Here is a 21,564-nt window from a genome sequence, read left to right on the forward strand (position 1 = left end):
AATTAAGGGGTTGAGTTATTTTGCAAGCGGCACTACTTAATACCTAGTGCATGACTACTGTTTTTTCGATTTGCTCCAGCGAAGTATTTTTAGTTTCCGGCATTATGCGCCATACAAAAAGTAATTGCAAGACCATCATCACACTAAAGAGCAGAAATGTATTGCCACCGCCCAGGGTGTCTGCTATGTAAGGAAAGGTAAAAGCAATGATAGCGGCCATAAACCAATGGGTGAAACTGCCCAGCGCCTGGCCGGAAGCCCGCACTTTGTTAGGGAAGATTTCAGAAATAAACACCCAGATGACAGCTCCCTGCGAAAAAGCAAAGAAGGCGATATAGACAAACAAGTATACCGGAACAGAATAACTAGTAAATTCTTCAAAATAAAAGGCTTTGGCTACCAGGCCCAAGGTAAGAATGAGTCCGACAGAACCAATGAGCATGAGGGTGCGGCGGCCGAAGCGGTCTATGAAGTTGATAGCCAGTAAGGTGAAGAGAAAGTTAATGAGCCCAATGCCAGCTGATGAAAGTAATGCCGAGCTTTTACCAAGACCTGCCATTTCGAAAATACGTGGCGCATAATAGATGATGGCATTAATTCCGGATGCCTGATTGAAGAAAGCAAACAAGATTGCCAGCATCACAGGCGTACGGAACTGCTTAGAAAACAAGGAACCTTTTGCCTGGCTGCCATCTGCATTCTGGGAAGATAATACAATGTCGGCGACCATCTTATTGGCATCAGCCTCCGGATTAGCTATTTTAAGTGTCATTTTGGCTTCTTCTATGCGGCCTTTTTTCAATATCAGCCATCTGGGGCTTTCAGGTACCATTAAAACTGTTACCAGAAATACTAGCGAGGGAAAAGCTTGTACACCCAGCATCCATCGCCAGTCGTTTTCTGCTTCTCCTCCAATTAAGTAATTCGTGAGATAGGCGATCAGAATGCCAAAAACTACATTGAACTGGAACATGCCTACCAATTTTCCGCGTGCATGTGCCGGAGCAATTTCAGAGATATAGAGCGGAGCCGTAACCGAAGACACCCCTACGCCCACCCCACCTAAAAAGCGGAAAATTAAAAAAGTGATCCAGTCTGGAGCCAGGGCCGTACCAATAGAAGACAAGAGGTATAAAACAGCTATAGCAAACAGGGTAATTTTGCGGCCATATTTATCGGAAGGAATTCCTCCAAACAAGGCACCCAATACAGTTCCTATTAATGCAATAGATACGGTAAGCCCATGTTCAACGACGCTTAATTGCCATAGCTGCTGAATAGCTTTCTCAGCACCTGAGATAACTGCTGTATCAAAGCCAAATAAAAAGCCACCTAATGCTACAACCGTTGCCCAGAAAAATACTTTTGTGTTTGTCATCGGAAAATTATTTTCGTTCTGACAAAACTAGGGTATGGGCAGAGGTCTTTATTGCCGCATTATACCAATTTCCTTCGAATTTGTATCAATCCGGTTTATTACACACATTCCGTTGATTATCAAATAATTATCAACTAATCAAGTTATTGAATTTTCAATTTTGTATCCTGTTTTTTCAAATTTGTTTCATTCCTGCGGGGAATATTTCTGGTTCCTGTACTCCAGGGGAGAAAGTCCATACCTGGCTTTGAAGGCAGTGGAGAAGTAGGCAGGAGAAGAGAAGCCTACCTCATAGGCAATATCGGCTACCGATACCCCTGGTTGCTGGAGGCTATGGCAAGCTTTGTTGAGGCGGATGGATTGTATGTAGTCGTTTATGGTAACCCCCAGCAGTGCTTTTACTTTCCGGTAGAGCTGAACTCTAGATAAGCCTAGTTCTTTACACAGACAGTCTACTGTTAAGGAAGGATCAGCAATTCTAGAATCTATAATAGCTTTAAAATCGGTTACAAATTTTTTGTCTACTTTACTGAGTCTGCTGCCAGCTTTAGAAGTAGGTATTATTTCGCCGGTATAATGATTTTTCAAGATGGCCCGGTTACTTAGCAAACTTCGAATATTTTCCTGCAAAAACTGTAGATTAAAGGGCTTGGTCAGGTATAGGTCTGCGCCGGTTTGTATTCCTTCTATCTGCTGTTCTACGGTAGTTTTAGCTGTTAACAATATAATGGGGATATGGGAAGTCCGGATGTCTGTTTTTAGGGTTGAGGTTATTTTCAACCCATCCGTATCCGGAAGCATAATATCACAGATAATCAGGTCGGGAATTTGCTCAAAGGCCTCTTTCATGCCTGCGTTGCCATCTGTAGCCGTGGTTATCTGAAAAGTTGACTGGAGCTTTTCTTTCAGGAAAACTTGGAGGTCTTCATTATCTTCTATAATTAAAATCGTTTGTTCTAAGAAAGCAGGAATATTCTGCGCTGTTTCTAGGGTGGTAGCTTCGGTGTGTTGCAAAGCAAAATGCTCCGATAATACGCTTTCTGGTTTTTCTGCTGAAAGAGCTTCTCCGGTGAAATGGGTTTTGCCTAATGGCAGTTCTATGGTAAACACCGTTCCTTTGTACTTCTCACTTTTCACAGTTATTTTTCCCTGATGCAGTTCTACTAACTCCTGCGAAAGTGGCAAACCCAAGCCAGTTCCTTTGGCCGAAGCGTTACTGCCCTGATAGAACATTTCAAATGCACTGGCTGCCTCTTCTTCCGACATTCCTACGCCTGTATCTTCCACCTTCAGAATAGCCTTTTCTCCGCTGGCATCTTGTTCGATATATACATAAATGCGGCCTTTGTCCAAGGTAAATTTAAAGGCATTGGATAAGAGATTAAACAAAACGGTATCCATCATGTCTACATCTATCCAGGCAGGCAGGGAGCTTAGCTTAGTAATTAATTGAAAATCGATGCTGCGTTTTTTAGCCACTATTTCAAAGGGCAGCATGGTTTCCTGTACCAGGGCAATCAGGTCGGTCTGCGTAGCTTTTACCATAATTTTTCCGCTTTCAATCTTGCGGAAATCCATTAGCTGGTTTACCAGCCGGAGCAGGCGGAGGGCATTTTTATGAATAAGCAGCAGGTCTTTTTTTACCATACTTGCCTGGTTTTTTTTGGCGGCTACAATTTCTTCAATGGGTGCCAGAATGAGGGTTAAAGGTGTCCGGAACTCGTGAGAGATATTGGTAAAGAACCGGAATTTAGATTCGGTGGCTTCCTGGGCTTTCTCTGCCATCTCCTGCACCTTGTTGCGCTGCTCTAAAATTTCTGCATTTTTGGCTTTCAGCTCCCGGTTTATTTTTTTGTTTTCTGTTAAGGAATATAGCGCCAACGACCCGGCAACAATGGTTACCAGCAGCAAGCCCGACATGCCATACAGAAACATTTGCTGATTCTGGTATATCTTAAGCTGGTCGTCAATTTTTCGTTGCTGGGTTTCTATATCTTCTTGCTGCAGGAGAATTTTATCCGTCTGCTGTTTCATCATATGCACATTCGAGGAATCTATTACAGCCGTTTGCAGAATGGTTTCTTTGTCGTAGCTGTCTTTTTTAAGAATCTTCATGGCTGTCCGGATAGCCTCTTCGCCACCTGGCGAATAGAGTATGGTAGCTTTAAAGATGCTATCACTTACCATCTGCAGCCCTCCCGTTTTTCCGGCCAAGCCATCAATCCCAACAAACTTCACCTTGCCCAGCAGTCCTTTTTCTTTGCATACTTCGTAGGCGCTTACTGTCATCCGGTCGTTGTGCCCAAATATCAGATCTACATCGCGGTGCTGATCGATGATTTGTAATAAGGCAGGTCTGGCATATTGTTTTTCCCACTCCCCGTTGATGGTTACTACCTTTATGTCTGGGGAAGAGGCTACCTGATCCATGAAAGCCTGGTGGCGGTCCATGGCTGGGGAGGATTTTGGCGAACCAGTTATTTCAATTACTTTTCCTTTTCCTTTTAACAGCATTTGAATATACTGGCCGGCCAGCTTACCTACTTCTCCATTATTCCCCCCAACAAATGCCGAATAGAGGGGAGAAGAAATACGGCGGTCTACTACCACTACCGGAATACCCATGCGGTAAACTTCCTCTACTACCGGGGTAATGGGCTGGTCTTCATTGGGAGATACAATCAGCAGATCAATATCCGAATTTGCTAACTCCCGTATCTGTTCTATCTGTTTCTGATTATCGTACTTGGCATCTCTGTACAACAATTCTACATTCGAATGGAAAGCTAATTCCCGTTGCATCCCGTTAAGCATCGCTCTACGCCATTCGTCGCCGCCAGTACATTGAGAAAAGCCAATAGTAAATTCTGCAGCAGGCTTTTGATCACAACCTGCCAGTATATGAGAAATAACTAGTACAAGAACTAAACAAAAACGGCCAAACATCTATATCAGCTAAAGTTATTCAAAAGCCTGGCTTCCGTTGCAAGCAGTTACGATGCAGGAAAGTAACTAAACTATCTATTAAAGATACCTTAAGTCCTGGTAAGAAAATATAAGAAGGAAAGATTTTATATAAAATACCTATCGGGAATAGAATATCCGGATGGCTGGTATGTATAGGCTTTTCGGGCTGGTTAGATAGGTAAATTCAATAAAATTTCATAGCAAACTCAATTTTTATATTTGTAAAATATTCAATTTTTATTACATGTAAACATATGATATACTTTTTACAAACAAATCATACCAATAACGTAAAATTCAGCATTTAACTACTTATGTAATTTTACTATACTCAGTATAAAGATGATTATTATGTATAATATATGGTAATTTTTTTTAAATATTAATACATATCTTACATAGAATGCATATTTTTTGATGCATGACTCAAGGCAATACATAATCTATAAATTATACTATACTCTTAAAACTAATTCTTTTTTATAGTAATATAAATTTATTAATCTCATCATTTTTAGCAACAACTTAAAACAATACGTATATAATATTATAATAGTACAAAAACCTATCTAACTTCTTATATTTTTCTAAGCCATAATTGCAATATATAAATAACACAAAGTTTAAATATTACTAATCAGATTTAGCAATTATCCGTCCTGAAGTTAATTTTATTGACTAAAACCGTCCTAATCCATTAGCAATAACCTTGATATAGTTATATTTTTCACCGAACCAATAGTGGGATTGTACCGTGTGAAGAGGTAACTTTGTTTATAATTAATTCAATTTCAGTATAACTAACTAATTAATTAACAAATTAAATATTTCTAATAAGAGGGGGTAATTACTAGGATGCTCGTTGTATCCACCAATTGAACCAACTACCTAAACCTATGAACGCAACTAAAATAAATCAACCTATAGATACTCCATACTTTACCAATGCTGAACCAAAGACCTTACATAGTCTTTCTGGAAAATCTGACACACAACCAGCACCGCTGCAATGGGTTAAACATACGCTACATAAAGTACTACGGGCAGTGTACCATATGTTACATAGCAGCCTTGCAAAACTGGTAACGGTTAACCAAGATGGGCAACAGGTATTGGTTGATATCATAAGTCCAGAAGGCTCTTCCTTGCCCAGATACTCTTTTTCCGGAACAGCACAGGTATTATACATGCTACCAGTCAATTCAGCTACGAAAAGCGCAAGAACTGTCCCTTTTAAAGCCATTGTTAAGCCTCTGGAAGAAAACTGCTATGAGTTGATCATTGAAGGAGGCCGGCAGAAAAAAGAACCGTTGGCAATCAACATTTATGGGGAGACAAACACCCTGCTCTATAGTGAGAAAATTATGTACAATGGCCACTTTAGCCGCCTTTACGACTTAAAATGGCCTCATCTACCAAATATTTCTTTCGAGGTGATCAGCAGATATGGAGCATGCAAAGCTGAAATTATCTGATTACCGAAAATCTGTTTCATTCAATAATTTAATTCAATAAACTAAGCTCTTAATTTTATGGAAGCCATATTCAGTATCCTTTTTATCATTGTGTCCGTTGGTGCCCTGGATGCCCTAACCTATAAGTCACTCGACCATTTGTTCAAAACAAAGAACAAGTCCTAGTCTACAGGCTTTCTGCATTTTCAGTTTCATTCACCGACTAATCTCATTTCAACAAAAGTATCTCACCTTTCACAGAGGTACTCCAACAAATACATCATTTAAAACCTGATACAGGCGTTATCAGCCCTGGAAGTACCTGGGGCTGTACAAAACCTGTGTGCCAGATTTTTAACGGAGCCTGCATATTCAGGCCGCTGGCACAAAAGCAAATCCCAGCCAACGCATCTACCCAGATGCGCTGGGGATTTGTACAGGAGACTTAGTATAGCCTTTCAGTTCTACTTGCGGGTACACGAAGTAATAGGCACAGCATAGACTATTACAAACGGTATACTCTAAGGCCCTGCCAGTAGAATAGTATGAAAGGCCTACACCTAACGGATAAACGCTATCTCCATAGCTTCTCATCCTCTTATTACCCGGACATTCAGCTTTACCGGTTTCATCAGTTCCTCCACCCTTTACTATTTCTCGTACAGAATATGTTATCAAAACTTAGTATATTCCCTTCTCCGCGAAGGGTAATCCGCTTAACCATCGGTACCTTTTTCTTTCTGCAGGGCCTATGTTTTTCTTCCTGGGCAAGCCGCATTCCTACCATCGGGCACCAACTAGGTCTCAGTCATGGAAAACTAGGCGCGGTGCTTTTTGCCTTGCCCATAGGGTTAATTACTAGCCTGCCTCTGTCGGGCTGGCTCATTAGCCGGTATGGAAGCCGACAGGTACTTATTGTATCTGCCATTCTATATGCATCCTTTTTGCCGTTAATTGGCTTAACCGCCGAAGCCTGGCAATTGATGGCTATGTTATTTTTGCTGGGGCTTTCCGGAAACGTATCGAATATTGCCATGAATACGCAAGCCGTACATGTAGAAGCCTGGTATGGCCGCTCCATTATGGCTTCTCTGCATGGATTGAACAGCTTAGCCGGATTTGCAGGAGCTGCTATCGGAATGTATTGCGTTTCTCTTCATCTGTCACCGTTTGTTCATTTCAGCCTGATATGCGCTCTTGCTTACATGTCTATTGCCTTCCTGTACAGGTATGTTCTGCCGTTCAAAGAAAAGGTAAAACCAGCCAAACCTACGTTTAGTTTTGCCCTACCGGAAGGAAGATTAACCTTGCTTGGCCTCATTGTATTTTGCGGAATGGTCTGTGAGGGTACCTTATTTGACTGGAGCGGCATTTATTTTATGGAAGTAGTGAAAGCACCTGTTGACCTGACTTCGGTAGGCTATCTGGCTTTTATGTACGCAATGGCCTTTGGCCGCTTCGTAGGAGACTGGCTTTCTTCCCGCTTTGGCACCAAACAAGTAATCCGGGTGAATGGCCTGCTCATTGGTATCGGGCTGACTACGGCTATTGTACTGCCCTATGTATCTACGGCTACCGTGGGTTTTCTATTGGCAGGTGCCGGCGTATCAACCATTGTGCCGCTAATCTATGGCTCTATCGGAAAACAAACGAATGGTACGGCTTCTAATGCGTTAGCCGCCGTAGCCTCTATGGGATATATTGGTTTCTTGCTGGGCCCTCCCATAATTGGAATGCTTGCAGAAATAATTAATCTACAATGGGCATTTGCTTTTGTCGCTTTGCTTGGCATGCTAGCTGCCGTACTGATTAGCAAAGTAAAATTTGAATAGTTTGAATACCTCTCCGCAAGTATGTGCCTGTATCTGCCTCCATCAACAAACCGGTCTTGTTGATGGAGGATTTTTACTAAGGGCTACTTGATGTTTCATCTTTCTACCAGTATACTTCTTCACATCTTACTCGCCTTCTGTCACCCCGTTTGCTCCTGCATTGTGCTAATTTCTGCTTTAATTAAGAGCCAGATATAGGCCCTGTTCTGTTAAAAAGCTAAGTATATGCAGCGGCTGATGGCCGTTACACTAGCGTAGTTCCTCTTACTTTTACTAATGCCAGACTTACCGCTAGCTATAAGTATATATCCTTAGTAATTTACTACCCAACATTTTACGGCTATTCTGCTATACATTTATTAATTTTGCCTGCAACTTAAAGAGTTACTATTTAAAATCTTCTTGAGAGAATAGTATCTTTAGCATTTCACCTGAATTAGCAGTAACTTATTTAATTCTGTTATCGCCCTTGAAACGTACTTTCAGGTTACCCAGCTATGGTGAGTTGTCGGTATACTAATGAATAGCTTCTTATGACTTGCATAGTTTATGTGGATAAAGCAGTTCTACAGCCGGATTTTTCTTATGTTACTGGTACAACCTGTATGGGCCAGGTGGCAAAACAGGATACAGCCTTTGCAGATTGGTCGTATGCATGTGATATGTATGGTTGGGTTGTTGTTTATTTCGGTAGCTAGCTTAGCACAGAACCAACCGGGTAGCGGGCAAAAAACAGGCACCCAACGTCCGGATACAAATCAGGTGAATGAATTAAACCGGTTAGCCAGAATTTATCAATGGAAGGCGCCGGAGAAATCAAAAGACTATGCCAGGGAAGCGTATCTCCTGGCAACCAGAATCAATTATGCCAAAGGAGCTTCCTATGCCTTATGGAAACTAGGCAGCCTTCACGAATTGCAGGGGAATTACAACAAAGCCCTGTATTATTTTTTAGAATCTATCCGGGTACATCCTCCTCAAGAAAATACCACCGCAAAAGCACATGCGTTTGGCAGTATAGCTAACTTATATACCAGCCTGGGGCAATACAAGCAGGCAGAAACCTATCTTACCGAATCGTTTTCCATTTTCAAGAACCTCTCTCATCCCCTGGGAATAGCCATTTCGCACAGGCGACTGGGATTTTTACACTTCAATCAGAATCAGCTTCAACAAGGAATGCAACACTTTTTGCGTTCGCTTACCTTAATGCAGGAGTTGCAAGATACGGTAGGTATCGGGTATGCACGGGCGAGTATGGGACAGGTTTACTTCCAGGAAAAAAAGTATACGCAAGCTCTGGAAGAATATACCCAGGCAGTAACTTTACAAGAGAAAACAGAAAATTTTGCTGAAAAAGCGTATTTGCTGATCTATATAGGTAAAATATACACGCAAACCGGCGAGTATGCAAAGGCAATTGAAAGTTGTACGCAGGCCCTTACCTTAGCTAAAGAACTGAATTTTAAGCCTGCTTTGCAGGAAAGTTATAAAAGTTTAGCTGCCATCTATAAAGCCCAGGGTAACTTAAAGCAAGCCCTTTATTGTTATGATCAGTTTCTGGTTTTACACAATGAGCTGTTAAGTGACGAAACCATGGAAAACATAGCTGACTTACAAATTCAGTATCAAACCTTTGAGAAAGAACAAGAGATAGAATTGTTGAAAAAAGAGAAGGAAATACAATCGCTGAAAATTACTGAAAGCACCCATATTGTATACTTTTTTGCCGCTATTCTGCTGCTGCTGTTAGTGGTTTGCGGGTTACTCTACAGCCGGATTACCTTGAAGAAAAAAGCAAATCTTATTCTGCGGACACAAAACGAAGCTATCGGGTATCAGAAAAATAAAATTGAGCAGCAAAACAAGCTGTTAAAAGAGGCAAACAAAGTTATTGAAGATCAGAATCAGTTGCTAGAGCTGGACAAGATAGAATTGGAGGAGAAGGTAAAGGAGAAAACAATGGCATTGATGGAGGCATACACGCATTTATTGCAGGCAACGGAAGAAATGGATATCCTCGTCTATAAATCTTCGCATGATCTACGCGGACCGCTGGCAACAATACTTGGTCTTTGTAACATAGCTTTCATTGATGTTAAAGAAAAAACGGCCCTTACCTATTTCAACTTACTGGCAAAAAATGCCACCCGGATGGATGCGTTGTTGCATCGGCTTCTAAAGGTAAACCATGTAAAACATGCTGAAATACATAGCACTTTGTTACAACCTACTCAGCTCATTTCAGATGCCATAGCCGCTGTTGCCACTACGGACGGGTATGCAGCTATGCAATTTTATATAGAGTCAGAACCTGAGTTAAACCTGTATTCTGATCCGGATTTAGTAAAAACAGTGCTAGAAAACCTGCTGCAGAACTCCATTCACTACCGTTCGCTAACGGTAGATAACCCGCCCAGTGTATGGCTAAAAGCAGAAAGGTATGGAAATGCTGTACGATTTATGATCAGCGATAACGGAATTGGTATTGAGAAAGAATATGTCTCTAAGTTATTTACCTTATTTTCCAAAGTCTCTTCCCGGTCTCAGGGTTCAGGCCTAGGTCTTTATATAGCCAAAGCAGCTGTTTCCAGGGTGCAGGGGAGTATCCGGTATTGCAGTGAACTAACGGAGGCCACTACTTTTGAAGTGATCATCCCAAACCTGAACAACAAACCTGTTTTTCATCCGTTGCCGATGAAAAAAGAGATTAGTATTTACAACAGCTGATATAGCTTGCCAAGAGAGTAATTTCTGAAGAATAGCAAGACACCCGACTATCTTAAATAGGGGTGGCTAAATGGAATCTCCTCTGAGAACTTCCAGTACAGCTACTCCAGCCAACGGCTATACAAAAGAAAGCTACCTTCTGTTTCCAGCGAGTAGTTAAAAAATAACCTGTTGACTTTTTGTTTGCTCTTTAAGCCGGTAACTCTGGTATAAATCTTTAATTTCTTGGGTCATTTTCCGGGCTGCCTCCATTTGCTGGGTTTGTAAATGAAGCTTGTGTTTACAGCGGCTAGAACACGTTTTTTTGTCGGAACGGCAGGCATAAAATTCTTTTTTACAAACCGGGCAAACCAGTGTGTTCCTTGTAGAGCGGCTATGAACAGGATTCATGGTACTAGATAATCTTAATGGGACTAAAAAATGAGACAGCAAAAGTAACAGGAAAATGCGGAACCTGCTATATACCTTTACCGGGAATCATACATTTGTGATGGAAAAGCATTTAGTGCAGGCTGCCTGCTTGCGAACATACCCAAAAATGCTCTCTATACAGTCTGATTCTAATTTTTTTAGCTCATAGGTACTTAGCTGCTTACCTGTATCCGGTAGAAAGTGCCTGCCTACAAACCCTCCATTCAACAGATGGCCAGGTGCGTTAACATGTGCATTCCCTACATACCAGCCATACGATTGGAAGCCTAACCGAAAGCTGATTCTACACTGCCGCCATCTACCCGGTAATTACTGCCGTTAACGTAACTGGACAGCCCGGAGCATAAGAAGGCAATAACAGCCGCTACTTCTTCCACGTTTCCACGCCTGTGTACCTCAATGTGAGGACGTTTATTTTGCAGAAACCACTCCACTGCTTCTTCTACCGTTGTACCCCGTTGCTGGGCCAGTTCTTCCATCATGGCATCCGTCATGGGAGTGGCAATAAAGGCTGGCGAAACAGTATTAATGAGTACGCCCTCTTTGGCATAGGCTCTGGAAAGGCATTTAGCCAGATTGATAATGCCTGCCTTACAAGCATTATATGGGCTTTCTTCTTCATAGGGCTGGAAAGCATTTTCTGAAGCAATTAACACAATACGGCCCCACTTTTTTGCCTGCATCTGAGGAATAAATGCCCGGCATACCCGTACTGCCCCCATCAGATCTATATCAATGGTATCGTACCAGTCTTGGTCACTCAATGTAAGAAAGTTACCTGCTGCGCCTCTGGCACCCGCACAATTTACCAGAATATCAGCCCCACCGTATTTTTTCTTAACCTCGCCGGCTAGTTGCTGTACTTCCTGATTATTAGTGATATCTGCCCGGATAGCTACTATGCTGCTGTTTTGCCTGGTGTATTTTTGTAGTTCTTGAAGGGCTTTATCTAGCGGTTCTTGTGTTTTATCTGTTAAAATAATGGTAGCTCCTTCGCTGGCTAATACCTTGGCTGTTGCCAAGCCAATTCCTGAATCGCCACCGGTAATTACAGCCGTGCGGCCTTGAATAGATAAGTTCATTGTAAAATAAGTATAGCTGGTTCAAATGGTTTTACATACAGATATGTATTTTTCTAAAGGCCTGTGTGTAAAAATCTACGTTACGGATATAACTGCCTTATTCCGCTTTTGTTTTCCGGTTGAAAAGATTACCTGGCGGGCAGAGTAGAGGAGCTAAGTATAGAGCAGCGCATGAGAAGAATGTACCTACGCTACTATTTGCTTCATATAAGCAAAGGAAGTAGCTCGTTGTGAACGAAATTGCCGATACAGCACGGTCCGTATGCGAGGTACTCCCCGGATAGAAACAGTTGTTAGTATGATAGATCCTGCGAAACAATCAAAAGATGAATTGCTATCTAATATCTTATCTTTCTTTCTCTAAAATGGGTAATAGGTTATCTACCGTTAATGGCTTGGTAATAAAACCGGCTATACTGTATCTGCCTGCTCTGGAAATATCTTTGGAAGAAACCGAGGAAGTAAGAATGCAAATAGAAACTTTATTTAAAATGGACTCATAATTAGCTGTAAATTCATCTAAAAATTCAAAGCCGTTCATCACAGGCATATTTAAGTCAAGCAGAATTAAGGTAGTACCCTGCTCTGATTCATCTGCCTGGGTAGTACCCAAAGTAGCCTCTAAATAATCTAATGCCTGCTTGCCATTATACACCGTTTTTACCTTATCAGTAATGGCTAACTCTTGAAGGGTATCTTTTATTAAATAGCTACTTGCTTCATCATCATCTACAATCAAAATTGTCGTTACATTTTTCATAGGAATCACCTAATTTATAAAATTGCTGTTTTACTTCCGGAAAAGAAGTGGCTTACAAATAAATACTAAAATACTACGTGTTTCCTATGACCTCTTGCCGATGGCTTGTTTAATAAAGTGCCTTGGGAAGCTTAAAATACCCAAGCTATACAAAATACATTTGTCCTTTTCTCCCTATGAAAGCTCATATCAGGTATAGCTAATATATAGATAGAGATATGAAAGAGGCACTTTCAAAATAAATACCTACGTACTTATACTGTTAAATGAAGCTAAAAATAGTATAAATAACAAACAATACCCTTTTATTTAAAACAAATTCCGTATAAACCACCATATACATTTCAAATTTTTGCTATCAACTTAGCTTAATGCAAACGAAAGAAGATAGAAACTTGGAGCATAATCAAATTCACAACTAGCAAAAGTAAATATACTTGCCTGTATCTAGTGAGTATATCTATATTTATCTTCATTTTCACGCGTATGCACACATACGTATTTTCTTTTTTTAAGTACACCTAATCAGAACTGTATACCGATACTTTTCAAATTTGTTTACCCATGGTCAATGGCAAACCCCTAGACAACAACAAACTTACCAAAGAGGAATTCCTGGAGGAATGGCAGGTAGATGTACAGCAGCTAAAAAACAGAGCATTCCCTATTGTAGGTATTGGTGGTTCAGCTGGCGCGTTGGATTCATTTAAAGAATTTTTCTCAACTATTCCTTCCGATACCGGCATGGCTTTCGTGCTGGTGCAACACCTGGACCCAACCATGAAGAGTATGTTGCCTGAACTTCTTCAACGGAATACTCCAATACCGGTAGTGGCGGTGGCAGATGGCCTGCAAGTAGAGCCAAACCATATCTACGTAATTCCTGAAAATACAGAGATGGTGATTTTCAATGGCCGGCTACTGCTCTTTAAGCCTACCCGTCCGCGGGGCCTGCGAATGCCCATTGATACCTTTTTCCAGAGCCTGGCAGCGGATTGGGGTGAAAAAGCAGCAGGCATTATTTTCTCAGGCATGGGCTCTGATGGGGAACTAGGCGCCCGGTTTATTAAAAAGGGCTTAGGCCTGGTAATTGCCCAGGACCCCAAAACTGCCTCCTACGATAGTATGCCCCGTAGCGTAATAGATACTAACTCCGCTGACTATGTGCTTGCCCCTAAACAAATGGCAGAAAAATTACTGGAATTTATTAAAAAACCGTATCAACATATGCAGAAAAAGAATGCCTTCGACAATGCGAAGGTAGTCAATACATTACAAAAAGTGCTTCAGCTCCTACGTAGCCATACCGGCCACGATTTTTCATTGTATAAACCCAATACCATATTCCGCCGCCTGGAGCGCCGCCTGCATACACACCAGCTTACTAGCATGGAAGAATATGTGGAGTTTCTGCACAACAACCCTGGAGAAATAGACCTGCTTCTGCAAGATATGTTGATTGGGGTAACAAAATTCTTCCGCGATTATCCGGCATTTAAGCTGCTGGAAGACAAGATTCTGCCCAACCTGCTTAAAAACAAAAGTAAGGATAAGCCTCTGCGGATCTGGGTGGCCGGGTGCTCCACCGGAGAAGAAGCCTACTCACTGGCAATTATTATTAAAGAATTTGTGGAAAGAAGCAAGGCTAAGCAGTTTTTGAAAATACAATTCTATGCGACAGATTTAGCCCACGAAGCCATTGAAAAAGCCCGCAAAGGGGTCTATTATTCCAACATTGCAGCAGATATAAGCCCGGAACGTTTACATCGCTACTTTGTTAAGCAGGGAAATCTCTACCAGATTAACCAGGAAATCAGAGAAATGATCGTATTTGCCCAACATAACCTGGTAAGCGATCCTATTTTTACCAAGCTCGATCTGCTCTGCTGCCGGAATGTATTTATTTACTTTAATCCTGAGTTACAGAAAAAACTCCTGCCCATCTTCCATTTTGCCCTTAATCCAGAGGGCGTGCTGTTTTTAGGTCCTTCCGAAAACATACAGGGCTCAGAGACTTTATTTGACTCGGTAGACCTGAAATGGAAACTATATAAGCGCCGGCTCAATACCTCAGCCTTGGCGGATATTACAGATTTTCCGGGGAAAAATTTTACGCATGTTACTCCGAAGGATGCCCCTGCAGAAAGAGAACTGCCCATAGCAGTAGGGGAATATGTGAAGAGAGTCTTGTTAAGAGAGCATACACCGGCGGCTGTGTTAATTAACGATAAAGGGGATATTATATATATTAACGGACGTATATCTCCCTATCTGGAACTGATGCCCGGCGAGGTAGAAGTGAATATTTTTTCGATGGCTACGGAAAAACTAGCCTTCGATTTACGTAATGCGGTAAAGCAAGCCATTACCAAACAAGAAGTGGTCGTAAGCCAGACCAAGATCAAAGCCAATGGCAAAGGAGCGGTGCTTAAACTTACCGTTAAATACCTAAAGAATCCGGAAGAAATCAAAGGTTTGTTACTAGTCGTATTTGAAGAGTTGCCCTTGCCTGCAAAACGTCCGAAAACTACGTCCCTTTCTGCCCTTACCAAACAAGACTTAGAAGAGAAGGAAGAAGAAATTAAGCTTTTACGGGAACAACTGCAGCAGATCCGGGAAGAAAGGGATGTAACAGTAGAAGAAATTAAATCGGCCAATGAAGAGCTGCAATCTACCAACGAAGAATTACAGTCTACCAATGAGGAGGCTATTTCTGCCAGGGAAGAGCTTCAGTCTATGAATGAAGAGCTAATGACGGTAAATACCGAATTGCGGGAAAAAACCGATCAACTGACAGAAATTAACAACGATATAGTAAACCTGCTGAACAGCTCTCATATTGCCACTATTTTTGTAGATACCAGCCTGCATATCCGGCGTTTTACGCCAGCGGCTTCCCAGGTAATGAACCTGATTGCAACAGATATAGGCCGACCTCTAGTCCATATCCGCTCTACGCTTCAGTACAACACGCTGATAAAAGATTTGCAAGAGGTAATTAACTGCTTAATACCCACAGAAAAGGAGATACAATCAGACGATGGCAAGTATTACTCGGTCCGTATTCTACCCTACCGGACCACCGACAATTACATTTATGGAGCCGTAATCAATTTTGTGGATATTACCTCCAGCAAAGTATCTCAGCAGAAGCAACAAGAAAGTTTACTGCTGATGGAAAACATTGTTGACTCTATACGCGACCCCATGCTGGTACTCGACGGGCAAAAACGGGTAATTGCACTCAGCCGGGCTTTCCGCAAAATCTTCAGAGTAACTGAGGAAAACACCAAAGGAAGAATACTTTTTGAGCTGGGCAACGGAGAATGGAACATTGATGGCCTGAAACAGTTATTAGATAAGGTAATAGAACAAGACCAACAAGAAGACTTTAATGATTTTATTGTAGAGAAGCACTTTCCTAAAATAGGTTTTAAGCGGATGAAACTTCACGGCAGGCATATAGTAAACAGATTAGGCCACCAGCAGGACCATCTGCTCCTGCTCACCATTGAAGATATCACAAGCAAGCAATAAACCTAGCCACCGTACGGAAACTGCCGGAAGACCAGAATAAAACAGGCAACCAAGCCTCTTCCTGGTACAGTAAAAACCGTATATATAAGAATAGAACCAGGTAATGTATGATACAGAGATGTTGAATAGTTAGCTGTTAGCAGACAAAATGAAGAACAGAGAGGAAGAAAAAATAAACCGGATTGAGGCACTTCGTTCCAAGGCCGAAAAACTACTTGAACAGCAGCGGATGGATATTCCTTTACATACAGTAGATCCTGCCACGCTGCAAGAGCTTATGCAGGAATTGCATGTGCGCCAGGTAGAACTAGAGATGCAAAATGAAGAACTGTTAGAGTCCAGGGTAACCATTGAAAAATCGCTGAATGATTATGCAAGCCTATATCAGTTTGCACCGGTTGCCTATTTTACGCTGGATAAATATGGGGCAATCGTACAAGCTAATATAGCAGCCAGCCATTTAACTGGTTACCCAACCAAATCACTTGTCAAAAAGCCCCTGCGCAGCTTACTGCCCCCCTCGCAGGCCTCCGCTTTTTATGAGTTTATCAATAAAATATTTACCAACGGTACTAAACAAGTAAGCCAGTTCCATATCCGCAACAAAACCGGAAACCTTCTTTCGGTTCATATGGAAGCGCAGAGCCTTCATGACAAAGGACACCCTCATCAGTGTTTGCTGGCTATGGTTGATCTAACTGCCCAGAAAGAAGCAGAAAATAAAGTACACCGCGAAAAAGCTTTCTCTGAAAGTTTGCTGGAAAACAGTATAGACGGCATTGTTGCCTTTGATACGGAGGGTAAGATTACCTCCTGGAACAAAACCATGGAAACCCTTACCGGTAAACACAAGGCTGAGGTAACAGGCAGGCGGATAGTGGACTTATTTCCTAATTACCAGGTAAACGCAGAAGGACAAGCCATTCAAAAAGCCTTACAGGGCGAAACATCCATCTTGCATAATCACCCTTTCGGCATCCGGAACGGGTTTTATGAAATATCTACTGTTCCTTTATACGAACAGGAATTTTATACAACCAATCAGGTAATTACCGGGGGACTTTGCATAGTTCATGATGTAACCGACCGTATAAAAATAGAGCAAGAACGTATTTCATTAAAGCTAAAAAGCCAGCAAGAACTACTGAATGCCATCTTGCAGGCACAGGAAGAAGAAAGAAAACGCATAGCCGAAAGTTTGCACAATGGTATAGGCCAGATTCTCTATGCTGCCCAGCTAAGTTTGCAACAGATTAAACTCTCCGAAACGCCCCTATCCACGGAAGAATTAAGAAAAGCAAAAAAGCAAACAGAAGAACTACTAAAGGAAGCTATCCGGTCTTTGCGGCAGGCTTCTCATGAATTGGTGCCCGTTCTGCTGGAGCAGTTTGGCCTGGCCGAAGCAATTAATGATTTTTGTAGCCGTTTTTCCCATACAGGCATCAATATCACTTGCCATGGCTTTGAACAATCCCTTAACAAACCTCTGGAACTGGCTATTTACCGCATTGCTCAAGAGTTAATAAATAATATTGTCAGACATTCCCAGGCCACCAGAGCACGGTTAGAAATGTTTATGGAAGGCGGACAGCTGGTACTGGAGGCGCAAGACAATGGAAAGGGCCTTGAGGAAGGTGCTTTGCAAAAAAAAGGCATCGGCCTAAAAACGATTCAGAACCGGGTAAAACTCCTGGGAGGAACCATGGATATTGACTCTACGCCTAACAAAGGAACGTTGCTTACAGTTACCTTGCCCATTAGCCATGCGACATAAATCAGTTGAGCAAAAATATATACCCATAGCCATAAACAAAGAAAGGACACTGGATGCCCTTTTTTTGTGTTACCTTTTATTTTTTAACCAAAACGAACTATAAAGAGATTCGATTAGCAAACCTATACAGGCAACATTAGCAGATTGTTACCGCTGCATGAATATACGACTAACTTTTCAGGGATAAGCTTTACAAAAAAGTGAAGAAATTACTGTAAATTCTCCATCTACTTAGCAGGCTAGGAAATAATTAAGACAGTAGTTCTTTCCCTTTTTTCTGCCTGTAGAGGCTGTTCAGCGTATAACCCGCTAAACTATTCATACTTGCAAGCAGGCTTACTCTTGTTTTTGCTTAAGCAACAGCCATACATTTTTACTACTGAACGGGGCTTCCAGCACAATTTTATAAAAAGAAGCAGGCAGCTTTTGTGTAGAAATAGTGGCATATTCCTTTTGCAGGGGTACTTCAGCAAGCAGGTGATAGGTATCTTTCCCGCCCGTTTTGAATGCATTTGTCGTAGCAACCCATATTTTCACGTTTCCGGTTGGCTCCAGGGCCTTCCAGGCTATATCTAACTGGTTCTGAAAGTAATTTACTTTTACTTCTGCCAAAGAGACCTTACCTGCCAGCGGTACGCCATCCAGTTCGCGGCTTATTTCTACAGGTAAAGTCAGGTCAAGAAAGTGGGCTATGGTGGGCATAATATCAACAATAGCCGGGGTGTAGTAACCGGCATAATTATTTAGCTGGGAATGATTGGTTACAAGCCAGGTGCTGCGTTGCCTTGCGCTTTGCCCGCCATGCGATTTACCGGTCTGCTCATCGCGGCCATGGTCAGTAGTGATAAAAATGAGCCACTCTTCATTATGGTTCTTTTGGCGGTAACTAACGGCTTGGGCAATCTTTCCGATCTGGGCATCCATCTGTTGAACCGCCTTGTAAAACTTATCGCTGTCTCCGTACATATGTCCCATATCGTCGGTATATTCCAGGTATACCCAGGAAAGATCCGGTGCCTGCTCGCGTATATGGCTGGCTGCTTCGGCTACTACCCGATTATCAATCTTACTCATAAAATCCCGGCCTTTGTCATGAGGAAACTGAAGCGTATCCAGTTCGTAGTCATCGGCATGGTAATCGAAGCGAAGGTTGCCTGTTGCAGCTAAGCTCTCCCCTACTAGTTTAGTGCGGTTGTCAAGCCAGCTGGAGAAAATGGCAATTTTCTTCTCTGGATACTGGTTTTTAAACAAGCGGAAGATAGTAGGATAGTGATAGTTGGGTTCCTTAATATCATTATCCCAGACGTTGTGCTTGTTCGCCCAGGTGCCAGTGAGCAGGCTATTATAGCCCACGGCTGAGATGGTGGGACTTTGGGAATAGCCTCCTTTTTCTCCCCCTACGTAGGCCCGCATATAGCGGCCAGCTTTCGAAAGGCTGTCCAGCGACGGGGTGTGCACCTTTTCTACCACATCTGCCGGGATGCCATCTACCAAGATAAATACGGCTTTTCGGGTTTTGCCCTGGCTCAGGCTTTCGGTGGTTGCATAGAAACAAAGCAGCAGCAGCCCGATCTGCACAACAGTATTTTTCATAAAACGCAAGGTTTAGTAGAAGGTAAAGCCCGGAAATGCTATTTCTTTTGCAGGACAATTTGCAAATTTTCTCTGGTTTACCAAATATAAGCATATGTGCCTCACTTGCTGGTTGCCGCTTCTCTATTATATCCCTGTAAACAATATTCTACTAAGTATTTCTGCTAATACGTATTAACTGTTTCCTCTTTTAAAGGCTCCTCATAGGTTTCTTTCTCAAACTGATACAAGTAAGGTGCCCGGTGCGGACCTAAATTGCGTCTTTCTTCCAGTATTCAGAATCTGTTAGAATTCAAAACAAATGAATGGTTATAACAGAAGGCATCAGCGTTCTGGAATGATTGTTAGCAAGTTGACAGATACCTTAAACTGGTAAGTAAGCCTGAGGAATTTGTTTTGGCCTAAGAGAGCAGGCTTAGCTGGCAAAATAGACAGTTTATTCCTTACAAAGTATGAAAAGAAAGGTATAGGAGACAAAAAGGCTACCTTATTTTATTACGCGCAGGCATAAAAAAGCCTATTTTGTTGTAGTAAAAAGAAGAGTAAAATGTAAGATATTATTCGCTTATCTACAGAAAACAATTTAACGATAATAGCTTGTCAAAAAAGGATGTATAGGTAAGACACGCATAAAAAGGCCATTTGCAGGCTTTTTGAGCCTATTAGTGGCAGAAACTATCCTTTATTAAATAGCAGACAGCTGTTTAATAAGCTATTTTTCAGTTGTTTATCTACCAATATTTACATTCAACAGATGTGTTTTTTCTGCCAAAGTTATAGTACTCAGGCTGTTTACCCTTTTGTTCGCTTAGTGTATCAAGCATCAGTTAACATAAACACTAATTAAGAAACAGGTAAAAAAACATGGCAACTGCTAAGACAACAACAAGCAAAACAACAGCTCCGGCTAAAAAGGCTACGGCTCACAAAAGTGTATCAACTGTAAGCAAAACAACAGCTTCTGCGAAGACGCCAACACCAAAAAAGGCGGCTCCTAAAAAATCTACTACAGCCAAAGCAACTCCGGTAAAAGGAGTATCTGCGCCAAAAGTAGTTGCAGCGAAAAAAGCTACTCCTGCAAAATCAGTTACCTCTGCAAAATCTACTACTCCTGCAAAGAAAACTACTGCTTCTGCCAAGCAAGTATCTTCCAAGCCAGTAATTACTGCTAAAGTAGCAACTACACCCAAAAGTGCTACAACAGTAAACAAAACAGTGAGTGCTGCAAAAAAAACTACGGTAAGTGCCGTAAAAAAATCAGCTGCACCTGTAAAGCAGACAGCAGTGGTTGCTAAGAAAGAAACAAAAACTAAAGTAGCTGCTCCAGCTAAAAAGTTGATCGCTAGCAGCGTGAAAACAAAAACTACCAAATAATAACGGTAGCATACTATTTGTATAGCCTATTTAGGCTATACTACACCAAGTTTCCCTACCGGAAACTTGGTTTTTTAATTTTATTTATAACAGAATTTCTGCATTTGTTTAGCAGCTAAAATCCGCTAAGTATGCCCCAGGTTAAGGGAAGTTTTTCAGCAGATTATAGAGAGTAATTACATAATTAAACTTTTATAGAAATATCGTTTTTAAACAAAGATTCTTCTTCTATATTCGCATATTGGTGTATTTCTTTAATCTCAAGAACATTATTTACATACTCACCCATATCCCCTTTATTTTATAGATTCCATGTTAGCCGTAAAAAAATTAACAATTAAATACTTCTCCCCTGCCAATAGATTTTACAAAGCAAAGTTAGAAGCCAACAATCAAGTAATTACCCTTTCTCAAGAAGAAGCTACTAAGCTCATTCAAGCTACTATCTGGACCTCTACTGAAACCAGGTCTGTCAGTGATAACAAGCGGACAATGATTGAAAAAACGTATCTGCTTCAAATGGCTCCTTAATAAGGAACAGATGACTTCTTTCAGCTTATCTGGCCGCTAAACGTCAATAACAAGGCTTTTATTTTTTTACACCTTCTTTTGTAGCTATGGTATTACTTCCTGTACATAATAATCCTGGCA

General features: G+C 41.5%; 12 protein-coding genes. 6 read left to right on the plus strand and 6 right to left on the minus strand.

Going from position 1 to position 21,564, the window contains the following annotated elements:
- Positions 1-43: 43 nt before the first annotated feature.
- Together Q0590_RS01865 and Q0590_RS01870 are read right to left on the minus strand one after the other, a co-directional pair.
- Complete coding sequence (locus tag Q0590_RS01865) at positions 44-1,378, minus strand: sugar porter family MFS transporter (RefSeq protein ID WP_302035775.1); 1,335 nt, start codon at positions 1,376-1,378, stop codon at positions 44-46.
- 186 nt (positions 1,379-1,564) lie between these two features.
- A complete protein-coding gene (locus Q0590_RS01870; protein WP_302035776.1) occupies positions 1,565-4,324 on the minus strand; it encodes a substrate-binding domain-containing protein in 2,760 nt (919 codons plus the stop codon).
- 917 nt (positions 4,325-5,241) lie between these two features.
- Here Q0590_RS01870 and Q0590_RS01875 point away from each other — a divergent pair.
- From Q0590_RS01875 to Q0590_RS01885, 3 genes are all read left to right on the plus strand, one after another.
- Positions 5,242-5,820, plus strand: coding sequence for a hypothetical protein (locus tag Q0590_RS01875; RefSeq protein ID WP_302035777.1), 579 nt, complete (start codon positions 5,242-5,244; stop codon positions 5,818-5,820).
- A 524-nt stretch (positions 5,821-6,344) separates the two neighbouring features.
- The gene (locus Q0590_RS01880; RefSeq protein WP_302035778.1) at positions 6,345-7,631 is read left to right on the plus strand and encodes an MFS transporter; all 1,287 of its coding nucleotides are present in this window, start codon (positions 6,345-6,347) and stop codon (positions 7,629-7,631) included.
- Positions 7,632-8,216: 585 nt separating this feature from the next.
- Positions 8,217-10,361, plus strand: a complete 2,145-nt coding sequence (locus Q0590_RS01885) for a tetratricopeptide repeat protein (protein ID WP_302035779.1) — start codon at positions 8,217-8,219, stop codon at positions 10,359-10,361.
- A 698-nt stretch (positions 10,362-11,059) separates the two neighbouring features.
- Here Q0590_RS01885 and Q0590_RS01890 read toward each other — a convergent pair.
- The gene (locus Q0590_RS01890) at positions 11,060-11,875 is read right to left on the minus strand and encodes an SDR family NAD(P)-dependent oxidoreductase (protein ID WP_302035780.1); all 816 of its coding nucleotides are present in this window, start codon (positions 11,873-11,875) and stop codon (positions 11,060-11,062) included.
- 346 nt (positions 11,876-12,221) lie between these two features.
- Positions 12,222-12,635, minus strand: coding sequence for a response regulator (locus tag Q0590_RS01895; protein ID WP_302035781.1), 414 nt, complete (start codon positions 12,633-12,635; stop codon positions 12,222-12,224).
- Between the two features lie 564 nt (positions 12,636-13,199).
- Between Q0590_RS01895 and Q0590_RS01900 the strand changes: the two genes are divergently transcribed.
- Positions 13,200-16,172, plus strand: a complete 2,973-nt coding sequence (locus Q0590_RS01900; RefSeq protein ID WP_302035782.1) for a CheR family methyltransferase — start codon at positions 13,200-13,202, stop codon at positions 16,170-16,172.
- A 148-nt stretch (positions 16,173-16,320) separates the two neighbouring features.
- Entirely contained in the window at positions 16,321-17,946 is a 1,626-nt protein-coding gene (locus Q0590_RS01905; protein WP_302035783.1) for a PAS domain-containing sensor histidine kinase, read from the plus strand.
- Positions 17,947-18,282: 336 nt separating this feature from the next.
- Here the strand turns inward: Q0590_RS01905 and Q0590_RS01910 are convergent, their stop codons facing one another.
- Positions 18,283-19,539, minus strand: a complete 1,257-nt coding sequence (locus Q0590_RS01910; protein ID WP_302035784.1) for an alkaline phosphatase family protein — start codon at positions 19,537-19,539, stop codon at positions 18,283-18,285.
- A gap of 923 nt (positions 19,540-20,462) precedes the next feature.
- On the minus strand, positions 20,463-20,909 hold the full coding sequence (locus Q0590_RS01915) for a hypothetical protein (protein ID WP_302035785.1): 447 nt from the start codon (positions 20,907-20,909) through the stop codon (positions 20,463-20,465).
- A gap of 316 nt (positions 20,910-21,225) precedes the next feature.
- Between Q0590_RS01915 and Q0590_RS01920 the strand changes: the two genes are divergently transcribed.
- Positions 21,226-21,444 carry a hypothetical protein gene (locus Q0590_RS01920; RefSeq protein WP_302035786.1) on the plus strand — a complete coding sequence of 73 codons (219 nt, stop codon included), beginning with the start codon at positions 21,226-21,228 and terminating at the stop codon, positions 21,442-21,444.
- Positions 21,445-21,564 lie beyond the last annotated feature (120 nt).

The sequence above is a fragment of the Rhodocytophaga aerolata genome, assembly GCF_030503435.1.
Taxonomy (GTDB): Bacteria; Bacteroidota; Bacteroidia; order Cytophagales; family 172606-1; genus Rhodocytophaga; species Rhodocytophaga aerolata.